Annotated in this window: 22 protein-coding genes; 14 read left to right on the plus strand and 8 right to left on the minus strand. The window is 40.3% G+C overall.

The features are described 5' to 3' along the window. Positions 1 to 304 precede the first annotated feature (304 nt). Together VB797_RS18655 and VB797_RS18660 are read left to right on the plus strand one after the other, a co-directional pair. On the plus strand, positions 305 to 1,660 hold the full coding sequence (locus tag VB797_RS18655) for an ATP-binding protein (RefSeq protein ID WP_323239222.1): 1,356 nt from the start codon (positions 305 to 307) through the stop codon (positions 1,658 to 1,660). A gap of 217 nt (positions 1,661 to 1,877) precedes the next feature. Continuing rightward, positions 1,878 to 7,076 (plus strand): eIF2A-related protein, encoded by a 5,199-nt coding sequence (locus tag VB797_RS18660; RefSeq protein WP_323239223.1) that lies wholly within the window; start codon positions 1,878 to 1,880, stop codon positions 7,074 to 7,076. 131 nt (positions 7,077 to 7,207) lie between these two features. Here VB797_RS18660 and VB797_RS18665 read toward each other — a convergent pair whose 3' ends face one another. Beyond that, a complete protein-coding gene (locus VB797_RS18665) occupies positions 7,208 to 7,510 on the minus strand; it encodes a hypothetical protein (protein WP_323239224.1) in 303 nt (100 codons plus the stop codon). Positions 7,511 to 8,156: 646 nt separating this feature from the next. Between VB797_RS18665 and VB797_RS18670 the strand changes: the two genes are divergently transcribed. The 7 genes from VB797_RS18670 (at position 8,157) to psaI (ending at position 15,782) form a co-directional block, all read left to right on the plus strand. Next, positions 8,157 to 8,288 carry a hypothetical protein gene (locus VB797_RS18670; protein ID WP_323239225.1) on the plus strand — a complete coding sequence of 44 codons (132 nt, stop codon included), beginning with the start codon at positions 8,157 to 8,159 and terminating at the stop codon, positions 8,286 to 8,288. Positions 8,289 to 8,626: 338 nt separating this feature from the next. Further along, complete coding sequence (locus tag VB797_RS18675) at positions 8,627 to 9,469, plus strand: photosystem II manganese-stabilizing polypeptide (RefSeq protein WP_323239226.1); 843 nt, start codon at positions 8,627 to 8,629, stop codon at positions 9,467 to 9,469. Between the two features lie 809 nt (positions 9,470 to 10,278). Next, positions 10,279 to 11,058: an RNA polymerase sigma factor SigF gene (locus VB797_RS18680; protein ID WP_323239227.1), complete on the plus strand. Its 780-nt coding sequence runs from the start codon at positions 10,279 to 10,281 to the stop codon at positions 11,056 to 11,058. Between the two features lie 191 nt (positions 11,059 to 11,249). Beyond that, positions 11,250 to 12,221, plus strand: coding sequence for a hypothetical protein (locus VB797_RS18685; protein WP_323239228.1), 972 nt, complete (start codon positions 11,250 to 11,252; stop codon positions 12,219 to 12,221). A 3-nt stretch (positions 12,222 to 12,224) separates the two neighbouring features. Continuing rightward, entirely contained in the window at positions 12,225 to 12,464 is a 240-nt protein-coding gene (locus VB797_RS18690) for a hypothetical protein (protein ID WP_323239229.1), read from the plus strand. Positions 12,465 to 12,928: 464 nt separating this feature from the next. Further along, positions 12,929 to 15,559: a hypothetical protein gene (locus VB797_RS18695; protein WP_323239230.1), complete on the plus strand. Its 2,631-nt coding sequence runs from the start codon at positions 12,929 to 12,931 to the stop codon at positions 15,557 to 15,559. A gap of 112 nt (positions 15,560 to 15,671) precedes the next feature. Further along, a complete protein-coding gene (psaI, locus tag VB797_RS18700) occupies positions 15,672 to 15,782 on the plus strand; it encodes a photosystem I reaction center subunit VIII (RefSeq protein WP_323239231.1) in 111 nt (36 codons plus the stop codon). Positions 15,783 to 16,001: 219 nt separating this feature from the next. Here the strand turns inward: psaI and VB797_RS18705 are convergent, their stop codons facing one another. The 6 genes from VB797_RS18705 to VB797_RS18730 form a co-directional block, all read right to left on the minus strand. Continuing rightward, on the minus strand, positions 16,002 to 16,121 hold the full coding sequence (locus tag VB797_RS18705; protein ID WP_323239232.1) for a photosystem II reaction center protein J: 120 nt from the start codon (positions 16,119 to 16,121) through the stop codon (positions 16,002 to 16,004). Between the two features lie 247 nt (positions 16,122 to 16,368). After that, on the minus strand, positions 16,369 to 16,488 hold the full coding sequence (locus VB797_RS18710) for a photosystem II reaction center protein L (RefSeq protein WP_323239233.1): 120 nt from the start codon (positions 16,486 to 16,488) through the stop codon (positions 16,369 to 16,371). A 9-nt stretch (positions 16,489 to 16,497) separates the two neighbouring features. Next, entirely contained in the window at positions 16,498 to 16,635 is a 138-nt protein-coding gene (gene psbF, locus VB797_RS18715) for a cytochrome b559 subunit beta (protein ID WP_323239234.1), read from the minus strand. 9 nt (positions 16,636 to 16,644) lie between these two features. After that, complete coding sequence (gene psbE / locus VB797_RS18720) at positions 16,645 to 16,893, minus strand: cytochrome b559 subunit alpha (protein WP_323239235.1); 249 nt, start codon at positions 16,891 to 16,893, stop codon at positions 16,645 to 16,647. Between the two features lie 140 nt (positions 16,894 to 17,033). After that, positions 17,034 to 18,056 (minus strand): photosynthesis system II assembly factor Ycf48, encoded by a 1,023-nt coding sequence (locus VB797_RS18725; RefSeq protein WP_323239236.1) that lies wholly within the window; start codon positions 18,054 to 18,056, stop codon positions 17,034 to 17,036. A 103-nt stretch (positions 18,057 to 18,159) separates the two neighbouring features. Next, positions 18,160 to 18,492, minus strand: a complete 333-nt coding sequence (locus VB797_RS18730; protein WP_323239237.1) for a rubredoxin — start codon at positions 18,490 to 18,492, stop codon at positions 18,160 to 18,162. Positions 18,493 to 18,681: 189 nt separating this feature from the next. On the opposite strand from VB797_RS18730, the gene ndhC reads away from it, so the two are divergent. From ndhC to VB797_RS18745, 3 genes are read left to right on the plus strand one after another with little or no spacing between them, the layout of a single operon-like run. Next, entirely contained in the window at positions 18,682 to 19,044 is a 363-nt protein-coding gene (gene ndhC / locus VB797_RS18735) for a photosynthetic/respiratory NAD(P)H-quinone oxidoreductase subunit C (protein WP_193920417.1), read from the plus strand. Next, positions 19,035 to 19,757: an NADH dehydrogenase subunit K gene (locus VB797_RS18740; RefSeq protein ID WP_323239238.1), complete on the plus strand. Its 723-nt coding sequence runs from the start codon at positions 19,035 to 19,037 to the stop codon at positions 19,755 to 19,757. The genes ndhC and VB797_RS18740 overlap by 10 nt, the downstream gene beginning before the upstream one ends. Then, on the plus strand, positions 19,750 to 20,274 hold the full coding sequence (locus VB797_RS18745; RefSeq protein WP_323239239.1) for an NAD(P)H-quinone oxidoreductase subunit J: 525 nt from the start codon (positions 19,750 to 19,752) through the stop codon (positions 20,272 to 20,274). Before VB797_RS18740 ends, VB797_RS18745 begins: the two co-directional genes overlap by 8 nt. 250 nt (positions 20,275 to 20,524) lie before the next feature. On the opposite strand, the gene VB797_RS18750 is transcribed toward VB797_RS18745, so the two are convergent. Beyond that, positions 20,525 to 21,412 (minus strand): hypothetical protein, encoded by an 888-nt coding sequence (locus VB797_RS18750; protein WP_323239240.1) that lies wholly within the window; start codon positions 21,410 to 21,412, stop codon positions 20,525 to 20,527. Positions 21,413 to 22,659: 1,247 nt separating this feature from the next. On the opposite strand from VB797_RS18750, the gene VB797_RS18755 reads away from it, so the two are divergent. Together VB797_RS18755 and VB797_RS18760 are read left to right on the plus strand one after the other, a co-directional pair. Continuing rightward, on the plus strand, positions 22,660 to 24,987 hold the full coding sequence (locus tag VB797_RS18755) for a ribonuclease R family protein (protein WP_323239241.1): 2,328 nt from the start codon (positions 22,660 to 22,662) through the stop codon (positions 24,985 to 24,987). A gap of 210 nt (positions 24,988 to 25,197) precedes the next feature. Further along, positions 25,198 to 25,815, plus strand: a complete 618-nt coding sequence (locus VB797_RS18760; RefSeq protein WP_323239242.1) for a flavin prenyltransferase UbiX — start codon at positions 25,198 to 25,200, stop codon at positions 25,813 to 25,815. The last annotated feature ends 18 nt before the right edge of the window (positions 25,816 to 25,833 follow it).

Raw genomic sequence — 25,833 nt, forward strand, 5'->3', positions numbered from 1 at the left:
TTTCCAAAAAATGATATGCATGGGTTGCTACAATTAATACTTAAGTGTAAATTAAGGGGTGCTGATAATTATTCTTTTTTATACTAAAAAGGTAATTCAGCGATTCAATACAAAAGAGTTATAGTTGAAACCACGTATTTTTGTCAAAAGATTGCCGATGCTGGTATAGCGAGGCAAATAACGGCTAGGAACATCAGGGAAAAGAAAAAATTAATCAGATCTCGTAATTTGGGGAGCGAGTCAACTCAGTATTTTAATGCTTGAGTTAGGGTTAATGGTAATTATTTATATCTAGTGCATCTACATGAAAACTACGTTAAATTTGTCAAGGTTTTTTAAAACCTGTAATCCAAGCAGAACCTTGGTTATGGGTGATGATTTCGATAGAAAATACTATATAGATTTTTCAGAAGTACGGGGTTGTAAAATTGTCGAGGAATTGAAGCGAACAATTGTCCGTATTTCTCCTGATGAACCAACTTGCCAATTATTTACAGGTCATATTGGCTGCGGAAAATCAACGGAGTTGCAGCGTCTCAAAGCAGAGTTAGAGCAAGCCGGATTTCACGTAGTATATTTTGAGTCCAGCCAAGATTTAGACATGGCGGATATCGATGTCAGCGATATTTTGTTGAGTGTAGCTCGTCAAGTCAGCGCCAGTTTAGAAGCGATCGACATTAGGCTCAAGCCCGGTTATTTTGCCAATTTATTCAAAGAAATCGGCGATTTTCTGCAAACTCCCATAGATCTATCCGCAGAAGCGGAGTTTTCTTTAGGTATTGCCAAAATTAGCGCCAAAGCCAAAGATAGCCCCCAGTTACGTTCCCAACTTAGGCAGTATCTAGAACCGCGTACAAATAGTATTTTGCAAGCGATTAATGAAGAGGTTTTAGATAAAGCTAGCAAGCAGCTACAGATGAGGGGACAAAAGGGAATAGTTGTAATTATTGACAACCTAGATCGAGTTGATATGCGCCCGATGCCGTCAGGGCGATCGCAACCGGAATATTTGTTCATTGACAGGGGTGAACAGTTGCGTCGGTTGAAGTGTCATGTAGTTTATACGATTCCTTTGGGTTTGATTTTTTCTGGCGAATACGAAACGCTGAAAAATCGTTTGGGGGGTGGTATTGCGCCCAAGGTCTTACCGATGGTGTTAGTGCGTCAAAGAGATGGTGGTGACTGCGAAGCAGGAATGTCTTTGTTGCGTCAGTTGGTTTTAGCAAGGGCATTTCCCGAAGTTTCTGCCGATCTTAGATTGAAATTGATTCAGGAAATATTCGATAGTTCCGAAACTTTAGACCGTTTGTGTCGCGTAAGTGGCGGTCATATTCGGAATTTATTGGGGTTGCTTTACAGTTGTTTGCAGCGACAAGACCCACCCTTCGAGCGTTCTTGTTTGGAAGCAGTAATCAAAGATTATCGCGACGATCTACTCTTAGCTATTGACGATGAAGAGTGGCAATTACTTTATGAAGTCGTCAATCAACAGACTGTCAAAGGCGAATCTGAATACCAAAGATTGCTGCGGAGTATGTTTGTTTTTGAATACCGAGACATTAGAGGACGCTGGTTTGGTATTAGTCCAGCACTATCAGAAACTGAAAAAGTCCTCGCTTGGGAACGCTCCGAATACAAAATTCCAGCAATTCCTGGATAGAAAAAATCAATTTGGGTAGGAAGGGGTGTATTTTTCACCATTCTATTCCTCTTCTGCACTAATTCTTGATTACTTTTTTAAAACGAAACAGTAAATAAGTTTTCCAAGGTTCGATTAAAAAATTAGATCAAGCGTTTGTAGATTTATAGTTTTAATTTTTTAATTTGAATTTGAATTGGCCTTATACATATGATGCGGTAAGCAAGAGCGAATAGATATGAGTGAAAATACAGGTCTTACGGACATTGCCATTTCTAATCAGCACACCCTGCATAGACTGATTCGGGCAATTGCGCTTTCCAACGGTCAATTTTCTCTAATTTTAGTACGGTGCAATTACACAGAGTTGTGCAAACAAGTATTAGACAATATTCGCTCGCAAACCAAAGATGTAAATTTACGAGAAGTATTTCTGTCTCCTTCAACCACGGCTTTACACAGCACTATAGTCTCAGAACTATTTTTAGATATACCTGCTGTAAAGTCAGATTGTTTACCAACTGCCGTGATGGTATTTGGATTGGAGTCAATCACAAACTTAGAAGATTTACTTAGCGGTATTAACCAAGCCAGAGACATCTATGCCGATACCTTTCCTTTTCCGATAGTTTTGTGGCTCAAAGATGAAGTCGGGACATCACTTTCGCGGTTTGCACCCGATTTTAAAAGCTGGGCAGCAACTACAATTAAATTTGAAATGGCTGCGGATGATTTAGTTAATCTAATTCAACAGCAAACACAATCTTTATTTGACAAAGTTATAGATGCAGGAGCGCAAAAATTTTTATCAAATGCGGTCTTACTTTTAGATCCAAAATCCCAGCAGCGTCGAGAAATTGAATCAGCACGCAACGATTTACTCCGTCTGTACAACATCAAATTAAAACCACAATTAGAAGCAAGTTTAGAATTTGTCCTCGGACGCGATAACTACGTCAACGACAACATTGACAAAGCATTATTTCATTATCAGCGCAGCTTAGAACTGTGGGAAGAAGAAATAAATATCAAGGAAGTAGGGAGTAGGGAGCAGGGAGCAGGGAGTAGGGAGCAAGGAGTAGGGAGTAGGGAGCAAGGAGCAAGGAGTAGGGAGCAGGGAGTAGGGGAAGAAACCAAAATCAATTCCCCCCAAATCCACCAAGCAGTAGTCATGTTCCACCTGGGGCTGTGCTACCGACGCTTAGCGGATTTACAACCTGCTGCCAATATGAGCTTTTGGCAAAATGCTTTAAATTGGTTTAAGCAATGCTTGGATATATTTGAAGCAACACAAAGAAAAGACTTAAGCGCTAAATTCATTTTTCCCGCTTGTGAAATGCTGCAATCTTTGCAACAGTGGGATGACTTATCGCAGTTAGCAACGTATTCTTTGGAATTACACCAATTATCTGGGAATAAAAGATTAATTGCTCAAGATTACGGATTTCTTTGTGTTGTCGCTGCTTCTAAATCCGATTGGCTGCAAGCTCATGAATTAGCAAATACAGCTCTTGCGATCGCAGAAGAAGTTCCATTCGTTTCCCGACAACAAGAAAGCTGGTATCTTCTATTACTTGGGCGAGCTTTGCGGAACTTGGGTGAATGGGACGAAGCCGTTAATACTTTGGAATGGGCAAAAGTGGTTTGTGAAGCTCAATACGAACCATCTTTGTATCTAGAAATTGTGGAAGAATTACGCTCGCTCTATTTTTGCGAACGTCATGATTACTTAGAAGCTTTTAAACTCAAACGCGAAAAGATTCAAATTGAGCATCAGTACGGTTTTCGCGCTTTTATCGGAGCTAGTCAATTACAGCCGCAACGCTACAGAGTTAACCCAGTTTTACAATCGCAAAAAATCTCATCGATACCCGAACAAGTTGCCCAAGAAATCGCAGCTTCGGGAAGACAGCAGGACGTGCATCGGCTTCTAGAAAAAATGACTCGTGCTGACTGTAAACTTACGATTGTTCATGGACCTTCGGGAGTTGGGAAAAGCTCAATTATCAAAGCAGGTTTAGTTCCAGTCTTAAAACAAAATTTCATTGGGGAACGCATCGCTTTACCTATTGTTTTATCTGTTTATACCGATTGGACTACTGCTTTAGGACGCAGCATCAATCAAGTGATTGCTCGCACTTCTATATCTTTGGCAATAGAAATTACGGTTGGAGTTATTTTAGAAAAACTCCGGCTATTAGCAGATAGTAACTATACGGTTATTTTAATTTTTGACCAGTTAGAAGAGTTTTTCTTTGTCAATCATGACAGTACGCAAAGAATAGAGTTTTATCAGTTTTTTACTCAATGTCTAAATATTCCCTTTGTTAAAATTATTATTTCTATACGGGAAGATTATCTACATTATCTATTAGAATTTGAGCGATTAAGCTATTTAAGTAATCAAGACCAATATGATTTGGGAGTAATTAATCGAAATATTCTTGATAAAAATATCCGTTACTATTTAGGTAATTTCTCTCGTAAAGATGCCACGAGTATTATCCAAAGTTTGATCGAACGTTCTCATTATCAATTAAGTGAAGAACTAATTAATAAGTTAGTAGAAGATTTAGCAGGAGAAACTCACCAAGTACATCCGATAGAACTGCAAATTGTCGGCGCTCAATTAGAAGCAGAAAATATAACTACACTCGGAGAATATCAACGTAGCGGTGGTTCGGAAAAATTAGTCCGGCACTGGTTAGAAAAAGTTATTTTCGATTGCGGTCAAGAAAACGAACAATTAAGCTGGAAGCTGCTGTTTGAATTAACCGATGAAAAAGGTACGCGACCGCTAAAAACTAAAGCTGAGTTAGTTACCGCCATTTTTAGAGAAGATGCTTGTTTGGAATTGGGAGATTCTCAACTAGTTTCATCGGTGATGGATCGAGCTTTTGAGCGACCCAAGGAAACAGATTCTATTTTAAAGCAATCTGTTGGTAGCTATGGGGAAACTCAAATGGTGGTAGAAGATGATAACGGCTTCATGCATTCCTATAATGTTAATACCGTAGAATTAATCTTAGAAATCCTTGTCGGCAACGGTTTGGTGTTGCGAGTACTCCAATCTGGGGAACGTTATCAGTTGGTTCACGATTATCTAGTCCAACCAATTCGCGATCGCAATGACTATGGAATTACGGTTGAACTAGAAAAAATCCGCTTTGAAAAAACTGAAGCGGAAGTTGCCCAAAAGCGATCGCAAGCAAAGCTCAATTCGATACTACAAAAAAGATTGCGAGAAGCACGTTTAGCAGGTTTCGCTTTAGCAGTGATGTCAGCGACTATCGGTGGTTTGTGGTGGCAAGCTGACTTACAAAAGAAAGCTGCAATTAGTCAAAGTTTACGAGCAGAACGTAGCGAAACTAACCTCCAAATCAGTGCTTTAACTGCTGCTTCTGAAGCTTTATTTGCCTCTAACAAAGAGTTTGATGCTTTAGTGGAAAGTCTACGGGCTTGGAAAAAGCTCAAACGCGGTCATGGAATTCAGCCAGATACCCGAATGCGAGTAATTACGGCTTTGCAGCAAGCAGTTTATGGAGTCACGGAAGTCAACCGTTTAGAAGGACATGGTGATATTGTTTGGGATGTCACTTTCAGTCCTGATGGTAAGTTACTAGCGTCGGGAAGTCTTGATAAAAGCGTGAAAATCTGGCGTACTGATGGTAAATTGTTGCAAACTTTACAAGGTCATCACGAGAGTATTACCAGTTTATCTTTTAGTCCCGACGGTCAAATGCTAGCTTCTGCAAGTCGGGATAAAACCGTAAAAATTTGGCGTAAAAATCCCGCTACGGGAGAATTTGATTGGCAACCTGTTAAAACTCTCGGTCATGGAGATTGGGTGGACAAGGTTAGCTTTAGTCCTGACGGTAAGTTATTAGTTACCGGGAGTAAAGATCAAACAGTTAAAATTTGGCGCAGTGACGGTAAATTAATTAAGATTCTCCGGGGACATCAAGGCTGGGTAAATTGGGTAAGTTTCAGCCCCGACGGTCGGTTTATCGCTTCCGCTAGCGATGACGGTACCGTGAAAATATGGGGAATTGATGGCAGCTTGTTAACTACTTTACCAGGTCATCAGGAAGGGGCAACAGTTGTTAATTTTAGTCCTGACGGTCGAATATTAGCATCAGGCGATCGAAATGGTGTAATCAAATTTTGGCGACGCGAACAAGATGCTACAAATAGCTTCATATACCGTCCTTTTCGGAGTTTACAGCAGCATAGCGGGACAATTTGGAGTCTAAATTTTGATTCTCAAGGCGAAAAGCTTGCTTCCGCAGGAGATGACAATATGATCAATATAATTGACGTTAGTAATGGTAAATTGCTGAAAACTTTTAAAGGTCACAGCGATGCTGTAGTTAGTGTTTCATTCAGCCCCGATCGTAAATTATTAGCATCGGCAAGTTATGACAAAAGTGTCAAACTTTGGAGCTTAAATCCTCCTAAATTACCAGTTTTAAGAGGACATGAAGACCGAGTGCTAAGTGTTGCTTGGAGTCCTGATGGGAAAATGTTAGCCTCTAGCAGTCGCGATCATACAGTGAAGCTTTGGCAGCGACAATCGAGTAGTACTGTGGAAACTCGTTTTTACAAGACTTTGTTAGGACATACCGATCGGGTCGCGAGTGTTAGTTTTCACCCGAACGGCAAAATATTAGCATCAGCAGGTTACGACAAAACCATCAAAATTTGGCGACAAGACGGTCAACTACTCAAAACTCTTTCCGGACATACTGACAGCGTAACGAGTATCAGTTTTAGCCCCGATGGACAATTCTTAGCATCTGCGAGTACTGATAAAACCGTAAAACTGTGGAATCAAGAAGGTAAACTGCTCAAAACTTTAAAAGGACATCAAGCAAGGGTAAACAGCGTTCGTTTTAATCCTGATTCTCAAGTTTTGGCTTCTGGTTCTGACGACCAAACTGTAAAATTATGGCGACGAGATGGGACGCTATTAAAGACATTCTTACCTCATTCTGGGTGGGTGCTAGGTGTCAGCTTTAGTCCCATTGATAACTTGCTTGCTTCTGCTAGCTGGGACAATACCGTTAGATTATGGCGTTGGGATGGTACTTTATTAAAAACTTTGTTAAAAGGTTATGGCGATAGCGTTAGTGCCGTGACCTTTAGTCCAAATGGCGAAGTTCTGGCTGCGGCTAGCTGGGATAGTACTGTTAAGCTGTGGAGTAGTGAAGGTAAGTTAATTAAAACCCTTAGCGAACATGAAGCTCCGGTATTAGATGTTAGCTTTAGTCCTGATGGTAAAACTTTAGCGTCTGCGAGCGATGATAATACAATCGTTTTATGGAATCTAGACTTAGATAATCTACTAGTACGCGGTTGCCACTGGGTAAACAATTACCTCAAGTACAACCGCAATGTTGAAGGACGCGATCGCCAACTTTGTCAAGGTATCAGCTAGGACCACCGGAGTTAGGAGTTAAGAGTTAGGAGTTAGGACCACCGGAGTTAAGAGTTAATAATTAAAAATTTTCTCCCCATCTCCCTATCCCCCCATCTCCCTATCCCCCCATCTCCCTATCCCCCTCGACCCTACTCATCGGCAACATCTAAATTTGCCATCAAATCTTGAATCCTCATCCGCTCAATATAAGGCCATCCTCCTTCCGCTTCAATGTCTTTCAACAGCGAGTATAGCGCCTGACGATTTGATGGTAAACTTTCTTGAAAAATACCGTCTCTAACTTCTCGGTGCAATTTTTCTAACTGTCTAAGCAATGCTAAAACTGCTAAAATATCTCCTTTACAAAGCATCGAATATTCGTGTATACAGTCGGCAATTTCTTGTAATTTGTAAGATAGTTTCTGCAAATCGGGATTTTTATCGTTGCTCATAATATTCGCTAATTATATTTACCTTTTATTAAGCCTAATATTTGTGACGGGAAAGGCATAACTTTGGATAACTATAGCAATTCGTCGCTAAATAGTAACGTCAAAAACAGCGCTCCCCCTGCAAATAATAAGTCTACTTGTCTAAATTAAGAATGTCTTTCACTACAACACTAAAGCTCTTAATATTTTGAGACTTAGATTATATAAATGTTTTTTTGTCAAGCCTTGCTTTAAAGATGAATCAATAAGACCCAATCTCCACAGTGATTTTCGCAATGTTAAGAAATGTATAAACAAACAATATCTAGATATTAGCGATCTATGAAGCACGGTCAAATACAGATTGTTTCACCTCCGCACCTGGAAACTATTTATTTTCAGGTTGAAAAAATAGTAATATAAAACTTTAATAAGGATATAATCTTGTATATAAATTTTTCTGTTAGTACAAAACTGTAGGAGAATGAGATTAACTCAATACCAAATTTCATGTCGATCGCTGTTAAAGGAGAACTATAAAAACTTAACTATAAAAACATCTACTTTAGGTTGGCTATGGGTGGTGAGGTGATCTAACTCCAAATAAGAAAACTACAAAGGTCTTTTATTTGGCTGTTGCAAGCATCTTACGAAGACGATGATCGAGATGTCAGATAAACCCGCAGGGGAACAACTAGGAAATCTAAGAAGTGATTCTAAGATAGCTCCGCACCTGATTGTCGGAGAGATTGTCACATTTTCTAGCAATTACGAAGAAAATAATTGTGTGAAATCTTGATGGGATTTTTCTGGATTAAAAGTGAGCGTCAGAAAGATTTTTCCACTTAAACTTTTAGTGCTTGCTTGTCTCGAAATATAGTGGATATTGTTAGCCAATATTTTGAGAGAATATAGGATAGATGACAATGCACATGGCTAAGTTTTACAAAGGAAAGCTGCTGCGTGCCTACTTTAGTAAATGCTGGTAATTGTTAAACTGCTGCATTGTCAACATAAGATAGCATATCCTAATTAAAGTTAATGATGTGCTTAGTAGCTGGAGTAAAAACTCTGGGTACATCTAACTTTTTTTAGTTTAACAACTGAGAATATTAATTTTTGACATTGAGGTTAACCATGAGGTATCGCGCTTTAATAGTTGGTTTAATGGCTGTAATGTTTGGTTTGTTAACAGCTTGTAGCCAAGATTCAGATATAGCTAGAGGTAGTACCACTAAAGATTCACTGACTTACGAACAGATTGTAGGTACTGGCTTAGCGAACAAATGTCCTCTACTCTCAGAGACCAGCCGTGGTTCTGTCGCGATCGATCCAAACAAGTCTTACAAGATCAAAGAACTTTGCATGGAGCCGACCAGTTTCTTTGTTAAAGAAGAACCAGTTAACAAAAGACAAGAAGCTGAATTTGTTGGTGCGAAAATGTTGACCCGTAAAACTTCGTCTCTCGACCAAATTCAAGGAGATTTGAAAGTTAATGCAGATGGTAGCTTGACTTTTGAGGAAAAAGATGGCCTTGACTTCCAAGCGATCACCGTATTGCTTCCAGGTGGGGAACAAGTTCCGTTCTTATTTACTGTGAAAAATTTGGTTGCTCAAACCCAGCCTAATTTAACCAGTATTAATACCTCAACGGATTTTGAAGGAGATTTTAAGGTTCCTTCTTACCGTGGTGCAACTTTCTTAGACCCTAAAGGTCGTGGTGTGGCTAGCGGTTATGATAACGCGATCGCGCTACCTTCCCAAGCAGACAGAGAAGAACTTAGACGAGCTAATGTCAAGAGTGTTGAAGGTGGTAGCGGCAAAATTTCTTTGAATGTTGCCAAAGTTGATAGTGAAAGTGGTGAAATTGCCGGTACTTTTATCAGCGAACAGCCTTCAGATACTGACTTGGGTGCTGGTGAACCTCTAGAAGTGAAGGTTCGCGGCTTATTTTACGCTCGCATTGAACCAGTATCATAATAAAAAATCTGCTTATCAGTTTATCGAATTCAATTGATGTGAATTGAATTACCAATTTATTTAATTTAGAGGGCTTATAGCCCTTTTTTTATTTATAATCCCGCTCAAATTTTATATCTACAGGAATTACGTAATACTGTACTTTTTTTGGTGAAGTTGGCAGGATATCGATGTCTGGAATACTATATCTACCGAGATCGCTGCTCCTAGTCCCGATCTAATTATTTGATTTGTTTAAGAAAACTTTTTACTATCGGTATTTTCTCTGAAAAACTATATTTGTTAAGCTACTTAATTGTTTTGCAATATTTTTTTATCCATAATTCAACTAATTTTTTATAAATCTAAATTACGTAATAATTCGGTTACGTTCTTGAGCCATTTTTGTATAATTTGTTATATGTAGCGTATTTAGCTACAGAATTAAAAAGTTAAAACATTGCTTTGATCGTGCCTTAATTCTTGAAAGATAGATGGGAATTTTTAATCAATTGATGAATAATTTGCACGAAAATGCACTATGCGCGTTATAGGAGTTTTTTGGTTATTCAGAGTAAACCTTCTCTAATACAAGAAACAAATTAACTGTTGTGTCAGCTTGCATGAATTCATCAGCATACTGCCTTAAAAGCAAGCCGCGTTAACCTTCTGAGCCGTCCTCATAGTCTCATAATCATCCGTTATTGACCCTCGATAACGGAGGAATATGTTCGCCTGTATTTTCCGTATAAGTACTTAGATTCAGTGCATTACCAGCAATAATAGCCGTTCTAATTATTTAAATATTTTTTACCAATCATCAAGGTGCCATGTCTACTACCTTACTTACTAAAGAACTGAAGCATGAAATTTGGCAGTTATTGCGAGAATACGAGCAATCTCAGTCAGCAGATGTTCGCAATCAACTGGTAAAACTTAATTTTGGACTTGTCAGAAAGGAGGCTTACTATTGGATAAATCAATGTCACGAAAGTTATGACGACTTACTTCAGGTTGGCTGTTTGGGTTTAATTCGTGCGATTGAAAGATTTGATATTTCCAAAGGTCACGCATTTAGTTCTTTTGCGATTCCTTACATTCGCGGTGAAATTCAGCATTACTTGCGAGACAAGGGGGTGACTGTGAGAATTCCCCGACGCTGGTTAGCGCTGCAACAGCAGGCTATAGGGGTTTCTCGTTCTTTGCGGGAGCAGTATAATCGTCAACCGACTGACTCCGAAGTCGCCGCAGCCTTGTCCATTTCTCTTGAAGAATGGCAGGAAATCAAACTAGCTTGGGTAAATCGCGCTCCTTTAAGCCTAGACGTGCCTGTATATGATGGGGATGAAGATTCGGCGAGTTTAGCGGAATTGGTTCCCGACCATAGTTACCGGAGTTTTCAATTAGCTCAAGAAGACCAGCTACGCTTACAGCAAGCATTGCTTCAGTTAGAAAATCGTACTCGTCAGGTTTTGGAATTTGTGTTTTTGCAAGATTTAACCCAAAAGCAAGTAGCCGAACGGCTTGGTATTAGCGTAGTTACAGTTTCTCGTCGAGTCAAAAAAGGGCTTGATTCCCTTAAAAGCCTCATGGTTGCGGCAGAAGATTAACAAGCCCCATAAAATTTGAATAATTTCAAATAATTTCAAATTAATCTATAAAAAACACAGGTAATGTATCAAACAACCCTTGACGTAAAAAAAATTAGGTTATAACTGGATCAGATTTCACTTTTGATACACATTTCAAAAGCTAGATTTCAACTATTCCAAATTTTCCTGTCTTCTCTTGAGTATGGCTAATGGGTAGACATTTAAAAATCACAATTGCATCTATTTTAGTTTTGGCGATCGCCGGATGTTCTGGTGAAGAGGAACAACAAACTGTTGCTCCGACCCCCACCGTAACGGCAGATAGCCAAGGAAAGACACCCTCTTTTGAAGACCCTGTGGTGCCTGGGAACAAAAATACACTTATTGCTCAGGCTCCTTCCACTTTAATCCAGCCAACTAATCCTACTGAACGAGTAGGAATAGTCGCGAAAGGACGTACCGATCCGTTTGACGATATTATCTCGCCTGTAGTTATTCGTACAGAAATAGATAGTAATAGCACTGGTAGTAATACCGGACAAAGAGTTGTGCCTGTATTACCTCCTTTGCCAGGAGTTAGCAGTAGAAATACTGCATCAATACAGCGAGCTAGGAGAAGTGCAGTTATTTCTGCAACTGCTGGAGGAAACCGAAGCGGTAATTATCCAACTGCTAGAGCAAGCCAGGGAAGGAATATTAGTAGAAATTCTAATTCAGCCAGGGTAAATTCAAGACAATTACCGAAAGCAACAGCTAAAACAGGCTCCAAGGGTAGCATGAGTCCAGCTATGGTTGTACCGAAAATCATGCCTGGGGTGATACCACAACCAGATCTTGCATCTGTGTTGCCACCACCACCGCAACCAAAATTAGCTCAAGCCGTTTTAGTCTCGGGGGTAGTTCAAGTTGGGAATCAACCCCAAGCCATCATTAAAGTACCTAGCGAACCTACTAGTCGGTATGTTCAAGCAGGACAAAGATTAGCGAACGGACTGCTTGTTAAAAGGATTGAAATGAATGAAGGTTCCGAACCGATTGTTATTCTGGAACAATATGGTATTGAAGTAGCCAGGATGGTAGGAGAATCTCCTATGGGAGCAGTTGAACCAAATACGGCTTCTACATCCAATCCTGTTTCGACATTACCATCGTTACCAAATGCATCGGTCGGAGCTTCTTAAGATATGGAAACAAGGGAAAAGATTGTTATACCGGGTTTATCTTTGACGGTTTACCGTGAGATTGCCGCTCATTTGGGTTCTGTAGAAGGAATCGAAGTGGGATTTATGGAACAAACTTCTCAAGAATTTGATTACAACCAAAGCCAAGTCGGTGGTTTATGGATTGATTACACATCATCTACGCAAGCTAGACAATGGGTAAGACAAATTCTGGCTTATTATCAACATTGTTACGGTGTTTGATTGTAAACAGCTTTTCCTGCTTAACTAAAGCCAATTTATAACCCCTCTTCTTTTTTAGGAGAGAGGGTTTTAATTTTTATGACTGTGGCTAGCCAACTATAAAATATGGCTTTGTGAAACTAGAAATATTACCAAGACTTTGATGGTCAAATAACGTCACACCCACCTTCAAGTCTAATTTAACGGTCTTTACCTTCATTCGACCAAAAATAACATAGATACAAGATAGCAAAAAAGCTGTTGATATACTGCTCTAGTAAACTGCCAAAACATTTCTCAGTAGAAGTTTGAGTCAACAGCGATTATGATAATTTTAATTTAACTATACCTAAAGCCAGTACAAAATTATGTTTTAATCAAAACAACAATTTGTATGATGCAAATACAAATTTAGTACGGTAAACTTGCAAGCAAGGTAATGCAAATAATACTACGGCTGGTATGAGCTTTAGGCATCATTCACAATGGAAAAGTGGCAATTTCTGATACAAAAAGAAGGCGAACGTACTTGGCATCCTTTGCAGAAGCCAAGGGTAGAAATCATGGAAGGTCGGTATCGAGTAGTTGCTCGTTCTCACCGTAGTAATACTGATGTGGAAGTTAGGGTAACTCACTCTTCTCTTTCAGAGGTTCCACCTAGGCGACGTATTCAAAAACGCAGACGACGTACTAGTCCAGAAGGCTTAACGGCTGTAATTCCTTTTACTTATCTCAAATCGGGAATTTGGGAATTACAATGTTCTGGCGATTTGATGTCAGACCTTCTGGGTGCATCTTGGCAATATACTGTCAGTCTGGTGGTTGTAGCTTATGGTGCCGAGCAAAAATCAGTTGCGCCAAAAAAATCTCAAAGCCAGGAAGGGATACAGACACAAGCTAAATCAAAAGCAAAAAATATCGAACCAAGCCCTTTATCTAAGATCGAAACCAATGATGCTGGATTAATATCTTCTATTTCTATAGAACCTGTCAAAAACAAAAGTCGCAATGTTGGCGATCGCCAAATCATCTCAACCACATCAGTCAAAATTTCGGATCGAAGCGTTAGCGAGAAACCGGCTGATAAATTACGAGAGTCTCTCAAAGGGGCTTCTAATAAGCAAAAAACCGTAAGTAAACTACGAGATTCTATTAAAGCGACACCACATAAGGTTACTACTACATCCGTTCCAAAAGAAAAGCCACAATTACCAGAAAAATCATTAGCGACACAAAATAAAGACGTTAGCGAAACACCTACCCAAAAAAATTTAGCAATAATCGAGCAAACTGCCAGTCCGGCAAGAATTAAGGGAGATACAGCAGAACAGATTTTACAAAATTTGATCGAGTTAGCCTTACCGTCTTCGGATTTATTTGTCGATGAAACGGTTGAATATATCCCACCCCCACTACCATTACTGTTAAATCTCGATCAAACTAACTACGTCGCACCTTGGGGAGATAGCATTAATATTGAAGGAGTTGTTCAAGTCAAGGAAACAAATGAGCTTAAACAAATAACACAAACTGAAGTCATAATTGAATTGCGATCACCGCAAAATTCTGAGTTATTGCAATCTAATCGTCAACCCACCAACCATCAAACCCTACCATTTGCGATCGCGTCTTCAATTAAGATTCCTTCAATTTCTTCTAAGTTAATTCTGGGTGAAGTTAAAGTATATGGGGCATTTTCAAGTGACGGTGCTGTAGAATTATTAGCGTGTCAGTCATTTACAATTACGGCAGATATAAGTGCGTTATTAGCAATTACCGTTGCCGACCCCAGTGAATTAGTTCGCTTTGATTATTCTACAAACGAATTATCTGAAGTAAGTGATGCGTCTCAAATTCTAGAACCGGGGATGTCTCTGGATTTAGAACTGTTTAATTTAGCAAAAACAGCAAAACGACAGCAATCTTTACCAGGAGTACGATCCAAAAAACAATCTTTGCCATTGCGAGTAGAACCCCGAAATCGCAAAAAAACTGTCAATCCGCTGAAATTACCGAGTGTCCCTGGTTATCAAGAAAAAATTGATCGGTATATAAATAACGGTTATATCGAAACTGTTTCTGGTTCTACTATTACGGGTACTAGTTTTCCTTATTTACGAAAGTCAAAAGCTTTAACAAGTTCTGATGTAGAAGTAGAATCTGAAACTGAGGCTTCTGTTGGTGCAACATATGTAAATGTTGCCGACAATCAAAATATACCTGACTTAGCTCAAACTGAAAATAGTAATTTAACTGAGTTGGTGGTTGACGAGCAAAAAGATGATAATTCCTTTGAGTTTGAACCAATTACACTTCGTAGATCGGAATTTATTGCAGCAGAAAGTTCCAACACATCTCCTTTAATTAGACAGTGGATGCTTTCTCAAGGATATTCTTTACCCGAACCGATTAATGTGGAGTATGAAGACTATGAGATTGAGACGACTAATCAAAAACCTCATCAACATACTCCAACCGCTAAAAGCGATCCGCAAGAGGTAACTCAAAATGTTTCTTCCAGCCTAAGTATACAGTCAACATCATTCCCTTATTTCTCTATTTCCTCTAATTCTGGATGGGAAATTAGTAAAATTGCCACACCATCTACTCAAATAGCTCAGGAAATCGTAGTAGACGATCCAGATACTTTTGCAGATAATATTCCAATTGTAGAAACGCAAACAGATCGACCGATAGATGAACCGCTTAAAAAACTATCAGCCCTGTGCGTTATCGGTACTCAAAATATAGAACAGTTGCCAATTCCTCAACTATACGTACCACAAGGCGAACTGATTTCGGGTAAAGCGCTCAACGTGCGAGTACGTCTACCCCAAGGAAACTCCGATCTTGCCGTAAAGTTATGGTTAGAAGATTGTCAGACGAGACATTTGCTTGACGGTCCACACCTACTGAGCAATTTAACCCCGAACAAAAATGGAGAATTAGAAGTAATAACCAAACTAAATATTCCTTTTGGCTGCATAGAGATTCGCTTGGAAGCGATCGCCATAAATATAGTTACCCAGCAAGAAAGTCATAAATTGACAATTCAACGTACTGTAATACCCCCGGATTTGCCTAATATTCAATTTGATGCAATTTTGGGGATGTAAAAACCGATATTGAAAGATGTTGTGTTAAAAATATGTACGATTTCGCTTCAAGACGGTGCAATTAGAGTAAGCTCGTGTTGAATTGTAATGCGATTTTATAGGAGGTTTTACTATGGGTGCTTCTTTTTTGCCATCCATCCTCGTTCCTTTGACTGGTTTAGTTTTTCCCGCTGTAGCAATGGCATTTATGTTGTTGTACATGGAACGCGATGATATCGGTTAAATTTTAACCGTAGATAAGCAGGCAGGATACTCTACTTGAATCTTAAATACAAGAAGTTGTAGTACAGGTATCCTGCTTGTTTATTTTCTAAAAGCAATATTTCTGTAATTGCTAAAACCGCCCATCTACAATAGACAGGCGGTTTTTAAAAAATAATTTCTAATTAAATATTAGAAAATACTTGAAAAATCGGACTTTTTCTAAATGGTTCAAAGTTTTTTAAATCGAAGAACCGAGTCCAGCGTAGGCTCCGTAAAAGAAAATACCTAAAACAGTGATCACACCTAATCCTGCGACTGTAGCGACAACCCACAGGGGAATTCTTCCGCCTCCAGACATAATACTTACCTCCTTAATTACAATGTTCGGTGAATCAATTTTGGATTTTGCGGAAAGTTAGGGGTGTAGATTTTCTTCCCCCTAAACTTTCCAAGACAGATTTACGATTTTAGATTTATTGCATAGTTGAATTCTTACTTGAAACCTTTAACAATTTAATCCAAAATCCAAAATCCAAAATCTAAAATCGTCGTGGTTAGGTTAAATAAACAATGATGGATTTATAAATTAATCCCAGTCCGACTAGTTAGTTAAAGAAGTAACTAGAAAACAGAATTCCTAGAACAAACACTAGTAAAAGTCCCAAAAACAGGGATGTGCGGTTTAACTCTACCGGCTGATTATTGGAATTGGTATTTCTTTCCACAAAAAACTCCTAGCGTTGAATAAATTGCATTGCCGCGATCGCGCCTAAAAAGAATACAGTAGGTACTGCTAAAGTATGAACCGCTAGCCATCTAACGGTAAAAATTGGATATTGTACTGGTTGGTTGATGTTATCTGAGTTTGTCATAATTAAAAATTACTTTCCGATAAATACGTCAACTTGTTTTTTTGCATCAAAACGATTGTTTACAAGTGGCACTTCTTGCCTTTCTTGCGTGTAATAGGTATCTGGACGGGGAGTCCCAAATGCATCGTATGCTAATCCGGTGCTGACAAACAACCACCCAGCTATAAATAAAGCTGGAATGGTGATGCTGTGAATCACCCAGTAACGGATGCTAGTGATAATGTCTGAAAACGGACGTTCTCCGGTAGTTCCACTCATAAGTCTTGCGTACCTATCAAGAATATAGCTAAATGACTGATGTGTTTATTATCCTACAAAGTTAAGAAAGAGTTACAAGTTGCAACATATTCTCATAATTGGGAAGAAGCATTTTGGCTCAAATTGCGACCAAAATTATTTTAAGCTTTGGATGACTCCGTAGACGGTGCAATATCAGGCTGATACTTCAACAAAAAGCCACGATCTCCGATAATAAATCCTTTCTCAGGAGACAAGAAAACGATTTTGTAAAAATTTGTTGCAACATTTTCTACATCACGGTCTTTCTCCCAAGTTTGTCCTCCGTCAGTGCTGCGAAGTAAATTAGCGCTACCCCCACTAACCCATATTTCGGATGGAGTACGGTAGGCTAAATCGAGCAATCCCCAACTTGTGGATATTTCTGGATATTTAGCGTCAAGCCATTCTTCCAAATTGTTTGGTTCGCTAAACTGGATTTGTCCACCTCGCGCTAACATCCACATTTGCCCGTTTTGAGCAAAACCCATGTTTTCTACTTTGCGAGAACTATTGCGGTTGTGCTGAACCCAAGCATTTTGTCCGGGTTCCCAAGTGGAATAGAAGTTACCTTTACCAGAAACCGCAATATATTTACCATCTTCGGAACGTTCAATGTTGCGTACAACCCCAACAGATTCTGCAACTTGCGCTTTCCAGTTTTTCCCTCCGTCAGTGGTTTTGTATATTGCTCCCACGTCAGTAGCCATTTCAGCGCTATTTTTACCCAGAGCCACAATATTAACGGGATTACCGGGTAGCTTTTCGCTCAAAGGAATGCTCGACCAAGTTTTACCTTCATCGTTGGTGTGTAGCAATGTAGAAGGTTCCACAGCTATCCATCCTTCATCTCCGGCAAAATCGATGGCATTAAAACGGTAGTTTTCGTCATCCAACTGCAAAGCGATCGGCTTCCATGTTTCACCACCGTCTTGGGTTTCTAAAAGAGCAGCTTTACTACCAACGATAAAACCGTGATTGGGATTGCCGGTAAAAGCAATATCGAACAGCTTGGCATCAGTAGGTATAGAAATTGGCTCCCAAGGGTTGTAACTCATGGAAGGAACGGTACTACAACCGACACACATGAGAGCGATCGCCAACAAAGCCACTATTTGGCGGCTAATTCTCAAATTTGATAACATTTCTATCAGTTCTATTCAGTTAACTTTTTCTTAATTTTCTTAATTTGTGTATTGAAAGCTGGCTGTAGGTGGTTTATGTGTCCACCATTACATACATGGGTTCTCATTTTAAGCCATACAGACTGATAAAAAACAGGAACCCAAGAGCCAAAGCGCCAAAAATCAAGAGATTTTTTTGACCAGGTGTCAATTTATTAACGCCAAATCCATAGCCAAGATTTTCCGAAAAACCGGAAGCAGTCCCGGCAGGACCGACATTTTCAAAAGCTTTCATTTTTGCCGTACAAACTGGACAGCGCCAAGTTAGAGGCAAATCGGCAAAAGCAGTACCGGCGGGAATGTTATGGCTATCATCCCCTTTCTCTGGTTCGTAGACATAACCGCAGGCACGACACTCATAGCGGTCTAGCTCGGTATTTTCAACAAGTTCGCTCATGATGCTAGACAAGGCAAAGCTTAAATATACGTTAAAAATTATGACACAGTTGTCAGGTATTTCTATGAAAAGCGAAAACTAATCAAATAGCTATCCGCGTTTATTTAACACGTTTTAGAACGCTCGAATCGATATAATGTAAAAGAAAATTACAAAGTTAATTTCGTTAATAACGGATTTGTATTTATTGTGTTTGTCCTCTCCGGTTACGAATACCTTTTAGGCTTTTTAATAGTGTGCAGCTTAGTGCCTGCACTAGCTTTATCTGCTTCCAAACTTTTGCGACCGAGCAGTCGCAACCCGGAACGGCGCACCACTTACGAATCTGGGATGGAACCGATTGGTGGAGCCTGGATTCAGTTCAATATCCGCTACTATATGTTTGCGCTAGTGTTCGTGGTCTTTGATGTTGAGACCGTATTCTTATATCCTTGGGCAGTTGCCTTCCATCGTTTAGGTTTACTCGCATTTATTGAAGCGCTTGTTTTTATAGGAATTCTCGTAGTTGCCCTAGTGTACGCATGGCGTAAAGGAGCTTTAGAATGGTCTTAGATAATACAAAAGAAGAACGTATTCTCAATCCGATACAGCGCCCCAACGTGACCCAAGAGCTATCGGAAAATGTGATTTTGACTACTGTTGATGACCTCTACAACTGGGCGCGACTTTCTAGTTTGTGGCCTTTGTTGTTTGGTACAGCTTGCTGTTTTATTGAATTTGCGGCTTTAATCGGCTCTCGATTCGATTTTGACCGTTTTGGATTAATTCCCCGTTCTAGCCCCCGGCAAGCCGATTTAATCATTACAGCTGGTACAATCACCATGAAGATGGCACCCCAACTAGTGCGTCTTTACGAACAAATGCCAGACCCCAAGTATGTAATTGCGATGGGTGCTTGCACGATTACCGGGGGTATGTTCAGCGTAGATTCTCCTACCGCAGTGCGGGGAGTTGATAAACTGATTCCGGTAGATGTTTATTTACCAGGTTGTCCTCCACGTCCGGAAGCGATTATCGATGCGATTATCAAACTGCGGAAAAAGATTGCTGATGATTCGATGCAGGAGCGGGGTTTAATTAAGCAAACTCACCGCTACTACAGTACGACTCACAGCATGAAGCCTGTAGACCAAATTCTCACAGGACAATATTTACGCTCGGAAACGCGCATCGCTCCACCGAAAGAATTAACCGAAAGCATTGGTATGCCAGTACCGCCTGCTGTATTAGCTTCTCAAAAGCAAGAGGAAGTAGAACGTGGCTGAAGAATCAAAACCAGTACCCGCAGAAGAGCAGTCCCCTGTAGAAACAGGCAAAGTATCTAAATGGCTGAGTGAAAACGACTTTGCTCACGAGACTTTAGAAGCCGACCATAGCGGAGTAGAAATAATTAAAGTAGAGTCGGATTTTCTTCTCCCTATCTGTACTGCTTTATACGCTTACGGATTTAACTATCTCCAGTGTCAATGCGGTATAGATTTAGGACCGGGAGACCAGTTAGTCAGTATGTATCATTTGGCTAAAGTCAGTGATAATGCCGATAGACCAGAAGAAGTTCGTGTAAAAGTATTCTTGCCTCGCGAAAATCCCACAGTACCTTCAGTGTATTGGATTTGGAAAACAGCCGATTGGCAAGAGCGCGAATCTTACGATATGTACGGCATTATTTACGAAGGACACCCAAACTTAAAGCGAATTTTGATGCCAGAAGATTGGGTCGGATTTCCTTTGCGTAAGGATTACATTTCGCCAGACTTTTATGAATTGCAAGACGCTTATTAATGCAATTTGTATAAAAATAATAATTTTACCCCACGAGTAAAATCGGGGGTATTTTTTTCTCGTTCCCAGTCTCCGGCTGGGAATGCATCTCTTAAGGCTCTGCCTTGTTTATATACCGGAGGCGGAGCCTCCCGCAAGGCATTCCTAGGCAGAGCCTGGGAACGAGGAAACGAGGAAATTCCTAGCTCCTAACTCTTTTAATCCAAAATCCATTGACGCGAAAGCGTCTTCCCGCAGGGTAATCCAAAATCTAAAATCCCGCAAGGGGATCTGTTTCCGAAAGATCTGTTTGCATGGGTTGAGATTCTAGATGGTTGAGAAAATCGAGTAATTCTTCTTCTGTGAGTAAAGTTCTTCCTCGTTTACCGTAGGTGTCGATCAAATATTCTCTTCCTTGCTGTGGAGTCCAACCGAGACGCTCAAGCTCAACGTCGGTTTTGGCAATCACATCAGATAAATCTACGGGTTCGGTCTTTTTCCTTTTTTTGGTTGTGCTTGTTTTTGATGTTTTTTTAATAGAATCCGTTTCAGTGTTTTGATTAATTGGAGTAACGTTACTCGGAGTCGGATTTTCTTCTGCTTCGAGTTCGTCGTCGGACATGATATCCCTATCTTTTATTGGTGTATCAAACTCCGGCTCGTTGTATGTGGGAATAGGTAATGGTTTATCTAAGTCTTGGTCGTAAATCTCGCTGTAATCATCTGTTGAAAATACGTCTGGATTGGATGAAATTGCTTGCGGTGCTTGGGTAGGGCTGCTTGGTGGAGTTATTGGCGCGATTTGCGTTGGGGCCATTGCACTGGTATTAGCGTACTCAGGAGCTTCAACTGAGGGAACCGCAGAATGATTTGCAAGTAGCTGTAAGTTAGGTTTTGGAGAAGCTGAAACTTCTTTTTGAGCGATCGCTTTTTGCTGTACTTCTGTTTGTGGTTCTTCCTTGGTGATTAAAACCATTAATGCCCGAATTCTAGATTTATCTTCTGCTTCTTCAACGGTTTCGGCTGCGGCCATTCCGGTAGCACGGGTTACGCCTTCAATTTGTACGCTAGAGCGGACAATATATTTACCGTTGTAAATTTCTACTAATTCCGAGATTAGGCTACCTGTAGGATACAAGCTCTGAAATTGAGCCAACATAATATTTCTACCAATTTAAGTCTGCTTTTATGTGGATGGTTGCTGGTGAAAATTTAATTTAGATTAACTGCAACCTATTAGGGAAAACTATTTCTTACTTTAATTAAGCAAGGGTTTGAATTTGAAAAAATTTTCCCCTTTGAGATATCGTTCAGTCATGTATCAAAAAACTTGCTACAACCTTTTGATGTGTTATGGTATTTACCGACGGTGCTGACAGAGGGTGTTTGATATATTTTTCTTCGCAGAAAAATAGTTAATACCTGCACCGCAAACTACCCTAACATATGTACGGCTATGGTCGGGGTAATTTTATATGTGTTTCTCCATGATTTAATTCTGGCGTTGCATTTCGTTGTTAAACTACCAGACGGCTGTAGTTCTATTTTGATTGCAGGATCTGTCCTACTGTAACGAAGTCCGCTCTCGGTGTTTCGATTGTAGCGAATGTTGGAGTCGGTGAAGTCATTTTTTAGCTGCTGCTGAGTAATTTTTAGTGGCGTTGCTATAAATGCTATACTAATTACCCAAATTGCTATCCAGAAAATAGTTCTGGAAGTACGCTCCTTATTTACAATAATGAAGTAATGGTTCCACCTCACTACGCGGTTTTGCTGCTGACCTGATTGTTACCGATTCTACATAAGGGGCTGTTCGGTTCGTCGGCAGTTTTTCCGAGTACATTCTCAGAGTTTGGCGGCACTTAAGTACCCGAATGTGGCGAACAATAGAACATGGACTCGTTAACCGCAGACCAATAAACGGAAAACTAGTTAGGCGATTTGTTCGCTTGTTACTCATTGCTCCGCTACTCGTAATTGGTTCGGGCGGGGTAATAATTATTTCAGGCGTGCTTTGTCAGATTAGGAATAATGTTGGAACTTTTTGCCGAACAAACTCTGAGATAATTGTGCAATACCTTCCAAGGGGGCGGGTAATTCGTTTCTAGATAACCGAAACAATTTTAGATTTTGCGGAAAGGTTGGGGGTGTAGATGTTCTTTCCTTCAAACTTTCCTGCGGCAGATTTTGGATTTTGGTTTCAACTAAGATAATTTTTGTAGAAATGAAATTTTTTGCAAATTGTAAATCTAAAATCCTCAAAACTCCCGATTCATCGGTGGAATTAATCTAAAACCGCAAATTGCAAATCCAAAATTGACTGACTTCTTTTTTGTGGTCAGGGTATACGCAATCGGGCGAACCAATTAAAAAAAACGATGTTTTGACCAAAGGTCGGTTCAGTGCATGGAATTTTCAATCGCTACACTCCTTGCCAATTTCACTGATGATAAATTGGTAGCTCGCAAACTTCTGGAGAAAAAACTTGGTTGTGAAGATGATGAGAGCATACAAAAACTGGAAATTGCCTTAGAGGTTTTAGAAAAAATCGGAATTTTGGCGAAGGAACGAGGCAAGTACCGCCGTCTTTCGGAAGATTCTTTGATTGAAGCTAAACTACGATGTTCCTCTAAGGGCTTTTGTTTTGCAATTCAAGACATAGAAGCTGCTGAAGATATTTACATCCGGGAAAGTCATTTGAGCAATGCTTGGAATGGCGATCGCGTTTTGGTAAGAGTTCTCAAAGAAGGTAGCCGCAGACGTTCACCAGAGGGCGAAGTCAAACTGGTTTTAGAACGTTCTAACCACACTTTGTTAGCACGAATTAAGCAGATAGAAGGAGGTTTCCGCGCCGTACCTTTAGATGACCGGCTGCTGTTTGAACTCAAATTGCAGGATAATAATATTACTTTAGATCGTGCGATCGACCATCTTGCTCACGTACAAGTACTGCGCTATCCGCTGGCTCAGTACCCACCTTTGGGTAAAGTGGTACAAATCCTCGGTAGCGATGCGGAAGCTGCTGCGGATATCGATTTAGTCACCTGCAAACACGACCTTTCCCGGACTTTTCCGGCGAATATCGAAGATGCAGCCGCCAAATTACCCAAACGGTTACTTAAAGCAGACCGTAAAAATCGCCTCGATTTAACAGACAAGTTTACTATTAGTATTGGCTTTAATGCTGAATCGGTAATAGTTAGGGAAAACGCCATATCTCTAGAAGAAACTGAAGAAGGAAATTGGTTGCTGGGCTTTCATATCGCCGATGTTTCTCATTACGTACAGCCTGATGAAGCTTTAGACCGCGAAGCTTTAAAGCGGGGAAGAACCGTTTATTTAGGGGACTTAGTATTGCAAATGCTACCAGATGGTGTTGCTGCAAGAAGTTCCTTGGTTACGGGAAGCGATCGCTTGGCGATTTCTTTTCTAATTACTTTGGATGGAGAAACCGGAGTTGTTCTGGACTGGGAAATTCAGCCCAGCGTGGTTAATGTTGATAAGCATTTAAACCAAAAGCAGGCTTTGGGAATTCTTGCGGCTGATACTAAGGAATCTCCTGATGTCATAGAAATGTTGCAACAGTTGCAAGCTTTAGCGACAGTTCTTAAAGAACAACGTTTGGCTAGAGGTAGCTTACAGTTAAATCTGCCTTGCAAGCAAAACCCTTTCTATGATGAAGGTGCAAGCGGGTGCGTCACACAAACCGATTCGCCAGTTAGTTCTTTGTTAACGGAATTAGTACTGCTAACAAATCAGTTAATGGCAAATCATCTGAACGCTTTGGGTGTTCCTGCGGTGTGGCGAGTTCAGGGCGCACCTGACTCTGAAGATGTCCAGGAAATGCTGAAGCTGGCTATTAATTTAGGTGTAGAACTAGCGCTACCGGATGATATTGAGATTCAACCTTTGGATTACCAACACTTGACTAAAGTGTTTGCAGAATCTGCTTCCGAACAAGTTCTAACTTATTTATTGCAAGACACTCTTAAACCACCCGTTTACACTACCAATCAAGGGGGACACTTTGGTTTAGCGCTGCCAGACGGTTACGTTCACTGTACTGCTCCTTTACGGCGCTATCCCGATTTATTGATGCAACGGGTATTTTATGCCTTAATCGAAAACGGACGTGATCGCCGCAATACTCGGGTCAAAGAACGAGTGAATCTTCGTTCGAGTAATTGCCACGGTGAAATTAACTGGAATGTTTTATCTCCGGAGTTACAGCAGGAATTACAAATCGATTTGGCAAGGGTGATTACCCAAATCAACGATCGCGAAAAGGAAGTCCAAGAAGCTGAAGCCGATTTAGAAGGTCTCAAAAGAGCGGCTTTGATGAAACAGCGGATTGGTGAAGTCTTTAGTGGTGTAATTACTGGTGTCCAATCCTACGGGTTTTTCGTAGAAATTGAGGTGCCATCGCCAGATGAAGAAATTAACAACGTACCTTTACGTGTAGAAGGACTGGTACACGTTAGTTCTCTCAAAGACGACTGGTATGAATATCGCGCTCGACAGCAAGCATTGTTTGGTCGTAAAAATCGAGCATCTTATCGGTTGGGCGACCGTGTAGCTGTCCAGGTTAAGAGTGTAGATTATTACCGTCAGCAAATCGATTTAGTAACTGTTGGTAGCGAAGGTCCAACTGGCGATCGCGATGAACCGACCGGCTATTATGTGCCGCAACATTACGAGTCGGACGATTTAGAAGACTATGAAGAGGAAAATTAATCGTTAAGTCGTCAGTTAAAAATTAGGAGTTAGCAGTGAGGAGTTGTGAGTTTTTTGATCGAACTGCCGTTTCTAACTCATCTTAAATGTGAATTAACGCACCGATAAACCTAAATTAGGATAAAAGGCGTTTTTAATTTACCGTACTGCATAACTCCTAATTTTTTTTATCAAATTCTCAGATAAAAAATAATTACTACAAACAACCAAGTGTCCAATAACGTCAAGCCATTAATATTAGGTGTCTCAGGTGCATCAGGTTTAATTTACGCCGTTCGCGCTCTCAAATTTTTGCTAGAAGCAGAATATGCTGTGGAATTAGTCGCATCCAAATCCAGCTTTATGGTTTGGCAATCGGAACAAGGTACCCCCATGCCGTCGGAACCAAAAGCACAGGAGCAATTTTGGCGACAGCAAGCAGGAGTGGAGCTAACAGGAAAACTATACTGTCATCCTTGGGCTGATGTCGGAGCAAATATTGCTAGCGGTTCCTTCCGCACTTTAGGAATGATAATTATGCCTTGCAGTATGAGTACTGTAGCTAAATTAGCTGGTGGGTTGAGTTCGGATTTATTAGAAAGGGCTGCCGACGTTCAACTTAAAGAGGGGCGAAAGTTGATTGTCGTACCCCGCGAAACACCTTTTAGTTTGATTCACCTGCGTAATTTAGTTAGTTTAGCAGAAGCGGGAGCCAGAATAGTTCCGGCAATTCCTGCTTGGTATCATCATCCCCAAACTGTTGAGGATTTGGTTGATTTTGTTGTCGCTCGTAGTTTAGATCAACTTGATATTGATTGCGTCCCGATCAAACGTTGGCAAGGTCGTTGAGAGTAGGGAGTGGGGAGT

Source organism: Rivularia sp. UHCC 0363, assembly GCF_034931125.1.
In the GTDB taxonomy this organism is placed as follows: Bacteria; Cyanobacteriota; Cyanobacteriia; order Cyanobacteriales; family Nostocaceae; genus Rivularia.

Coding starts and splice junctions, on each gene's coding strand:
- VB797_RS18655 (WP_323239222.1), top strand. CDS start 305: ATGAAAACTACGTTAAATTTGTCAAGGTTTTTTAAAACCTGTAATCCA.
- VB797_RS18660 (WP_323239223.1), top strand. CDS start 1,878: ATGAGTGAAAATACAGGTCTTACGGACATTGCCATTTCTAATCAGCAC.
- VB797_RS18665 (WP_323239224.1), bottom strand. CDS start 7,510: ATGAGCAACGATAAAAATCCCGATTTGCAGAAACTATCTTACAAATTA.
- VB797_RS18670 (WP_323239225.1), top strand. CDS start 8,157: ATGTCAGATAAACCCGCAGGGGAACAACTAGGAAATCTAAGAAGTGAT.
- VB797_RS18675 (WP_323239226.1), top strand. CDS start 8,627: ATGAGGTATCGCGCTTTAATAGTTGGTTTAATGGCTGTAATGTTTGGT.
- VB797_RS18680 (WP_323239227.1), top strand. CDS start 10,279: ATGTCTACTACCTTACTTACTAAAGAACTGAAGCATGAAATTTGGCAG.
- VB797_RS18685 (WP_323239228.1), top strand. CDS start 11,250: ATGGGTAGACATTTAAAAATCACAATTGCATCTATTTTAGTTTTGGCG.
- VB797_RS18690 (WP_323239229.1), top strand. CDS start 12,225: ATGGAAACAAGGGAAAAGATTGTTATACCGGGTTTATCTTTGACGGTT.
- VB797_RS18695 (WP_323239230.1), top strand. CDS start 12,929: ATGGAAAAGTGGCAATTTCTGATACAAAAAGAAGGCGAACGTACTTGG.
- psaI (WP_323239231.1), top strand. CDS start 15,672: ATGGGTGCTTCTTTTTTGCCATCCATCCTCGTTCCTTTGACTGGTTTA.
- VB797_RS18705 (WP_323239232.1), bottom strand. CDS start 16,121: ATGTCTGGAGGCGGAAGAATTCCCCTGTGGGTTGTCGCTACAGTCGCA.
- psbF (WP_323239234.1), bottom strand. CDS start 16,635: ATGACAAACTCAGATAACATCAACCAACCAGTACAATATCCAATTTTT.
- psbE (WP_323239235.1), bottom strand. CDS start 16,893: ATGAGTGGAACTACCGGAGAACGTCCGTTTTCAGACATTATCACTAGC.
- VB797_RS18725 (WP_323239236.1), bottom strand. CDS start 18,056: ATGTTATCAAATTTGAGAATTAGCCGCCAAATAGTGGCTTTGTTGGCG.
- VB797_RS18730 (WP_323239237.1), bottom strand. CDS start 18,492: ATGAGCGAACTTGTTGAAAATACCGAGCTAGACCGCTATGAGTGTCGT.
- VB797_RS18740 (WP_323239238.1), top strand. CDS start 19,035: ATGGTCTTAGATAATACAAAAGAAGAACGTATTCTCAATCCGATACAG.
- VB797_RS18750 (WP_323239240.1), bottom strand. CDS start 21,412: ATGTTGGCTCAATTTCAGAGCTTGTATCCTACAGGTAGCCTAATCTCG.
- VB797_RS18755 (WP_323239241.1), top strand. CDS start 22,660: ATGGAATTTTCAATCGCTACACTCCTTGCCAATTTCACTGATGATAAA.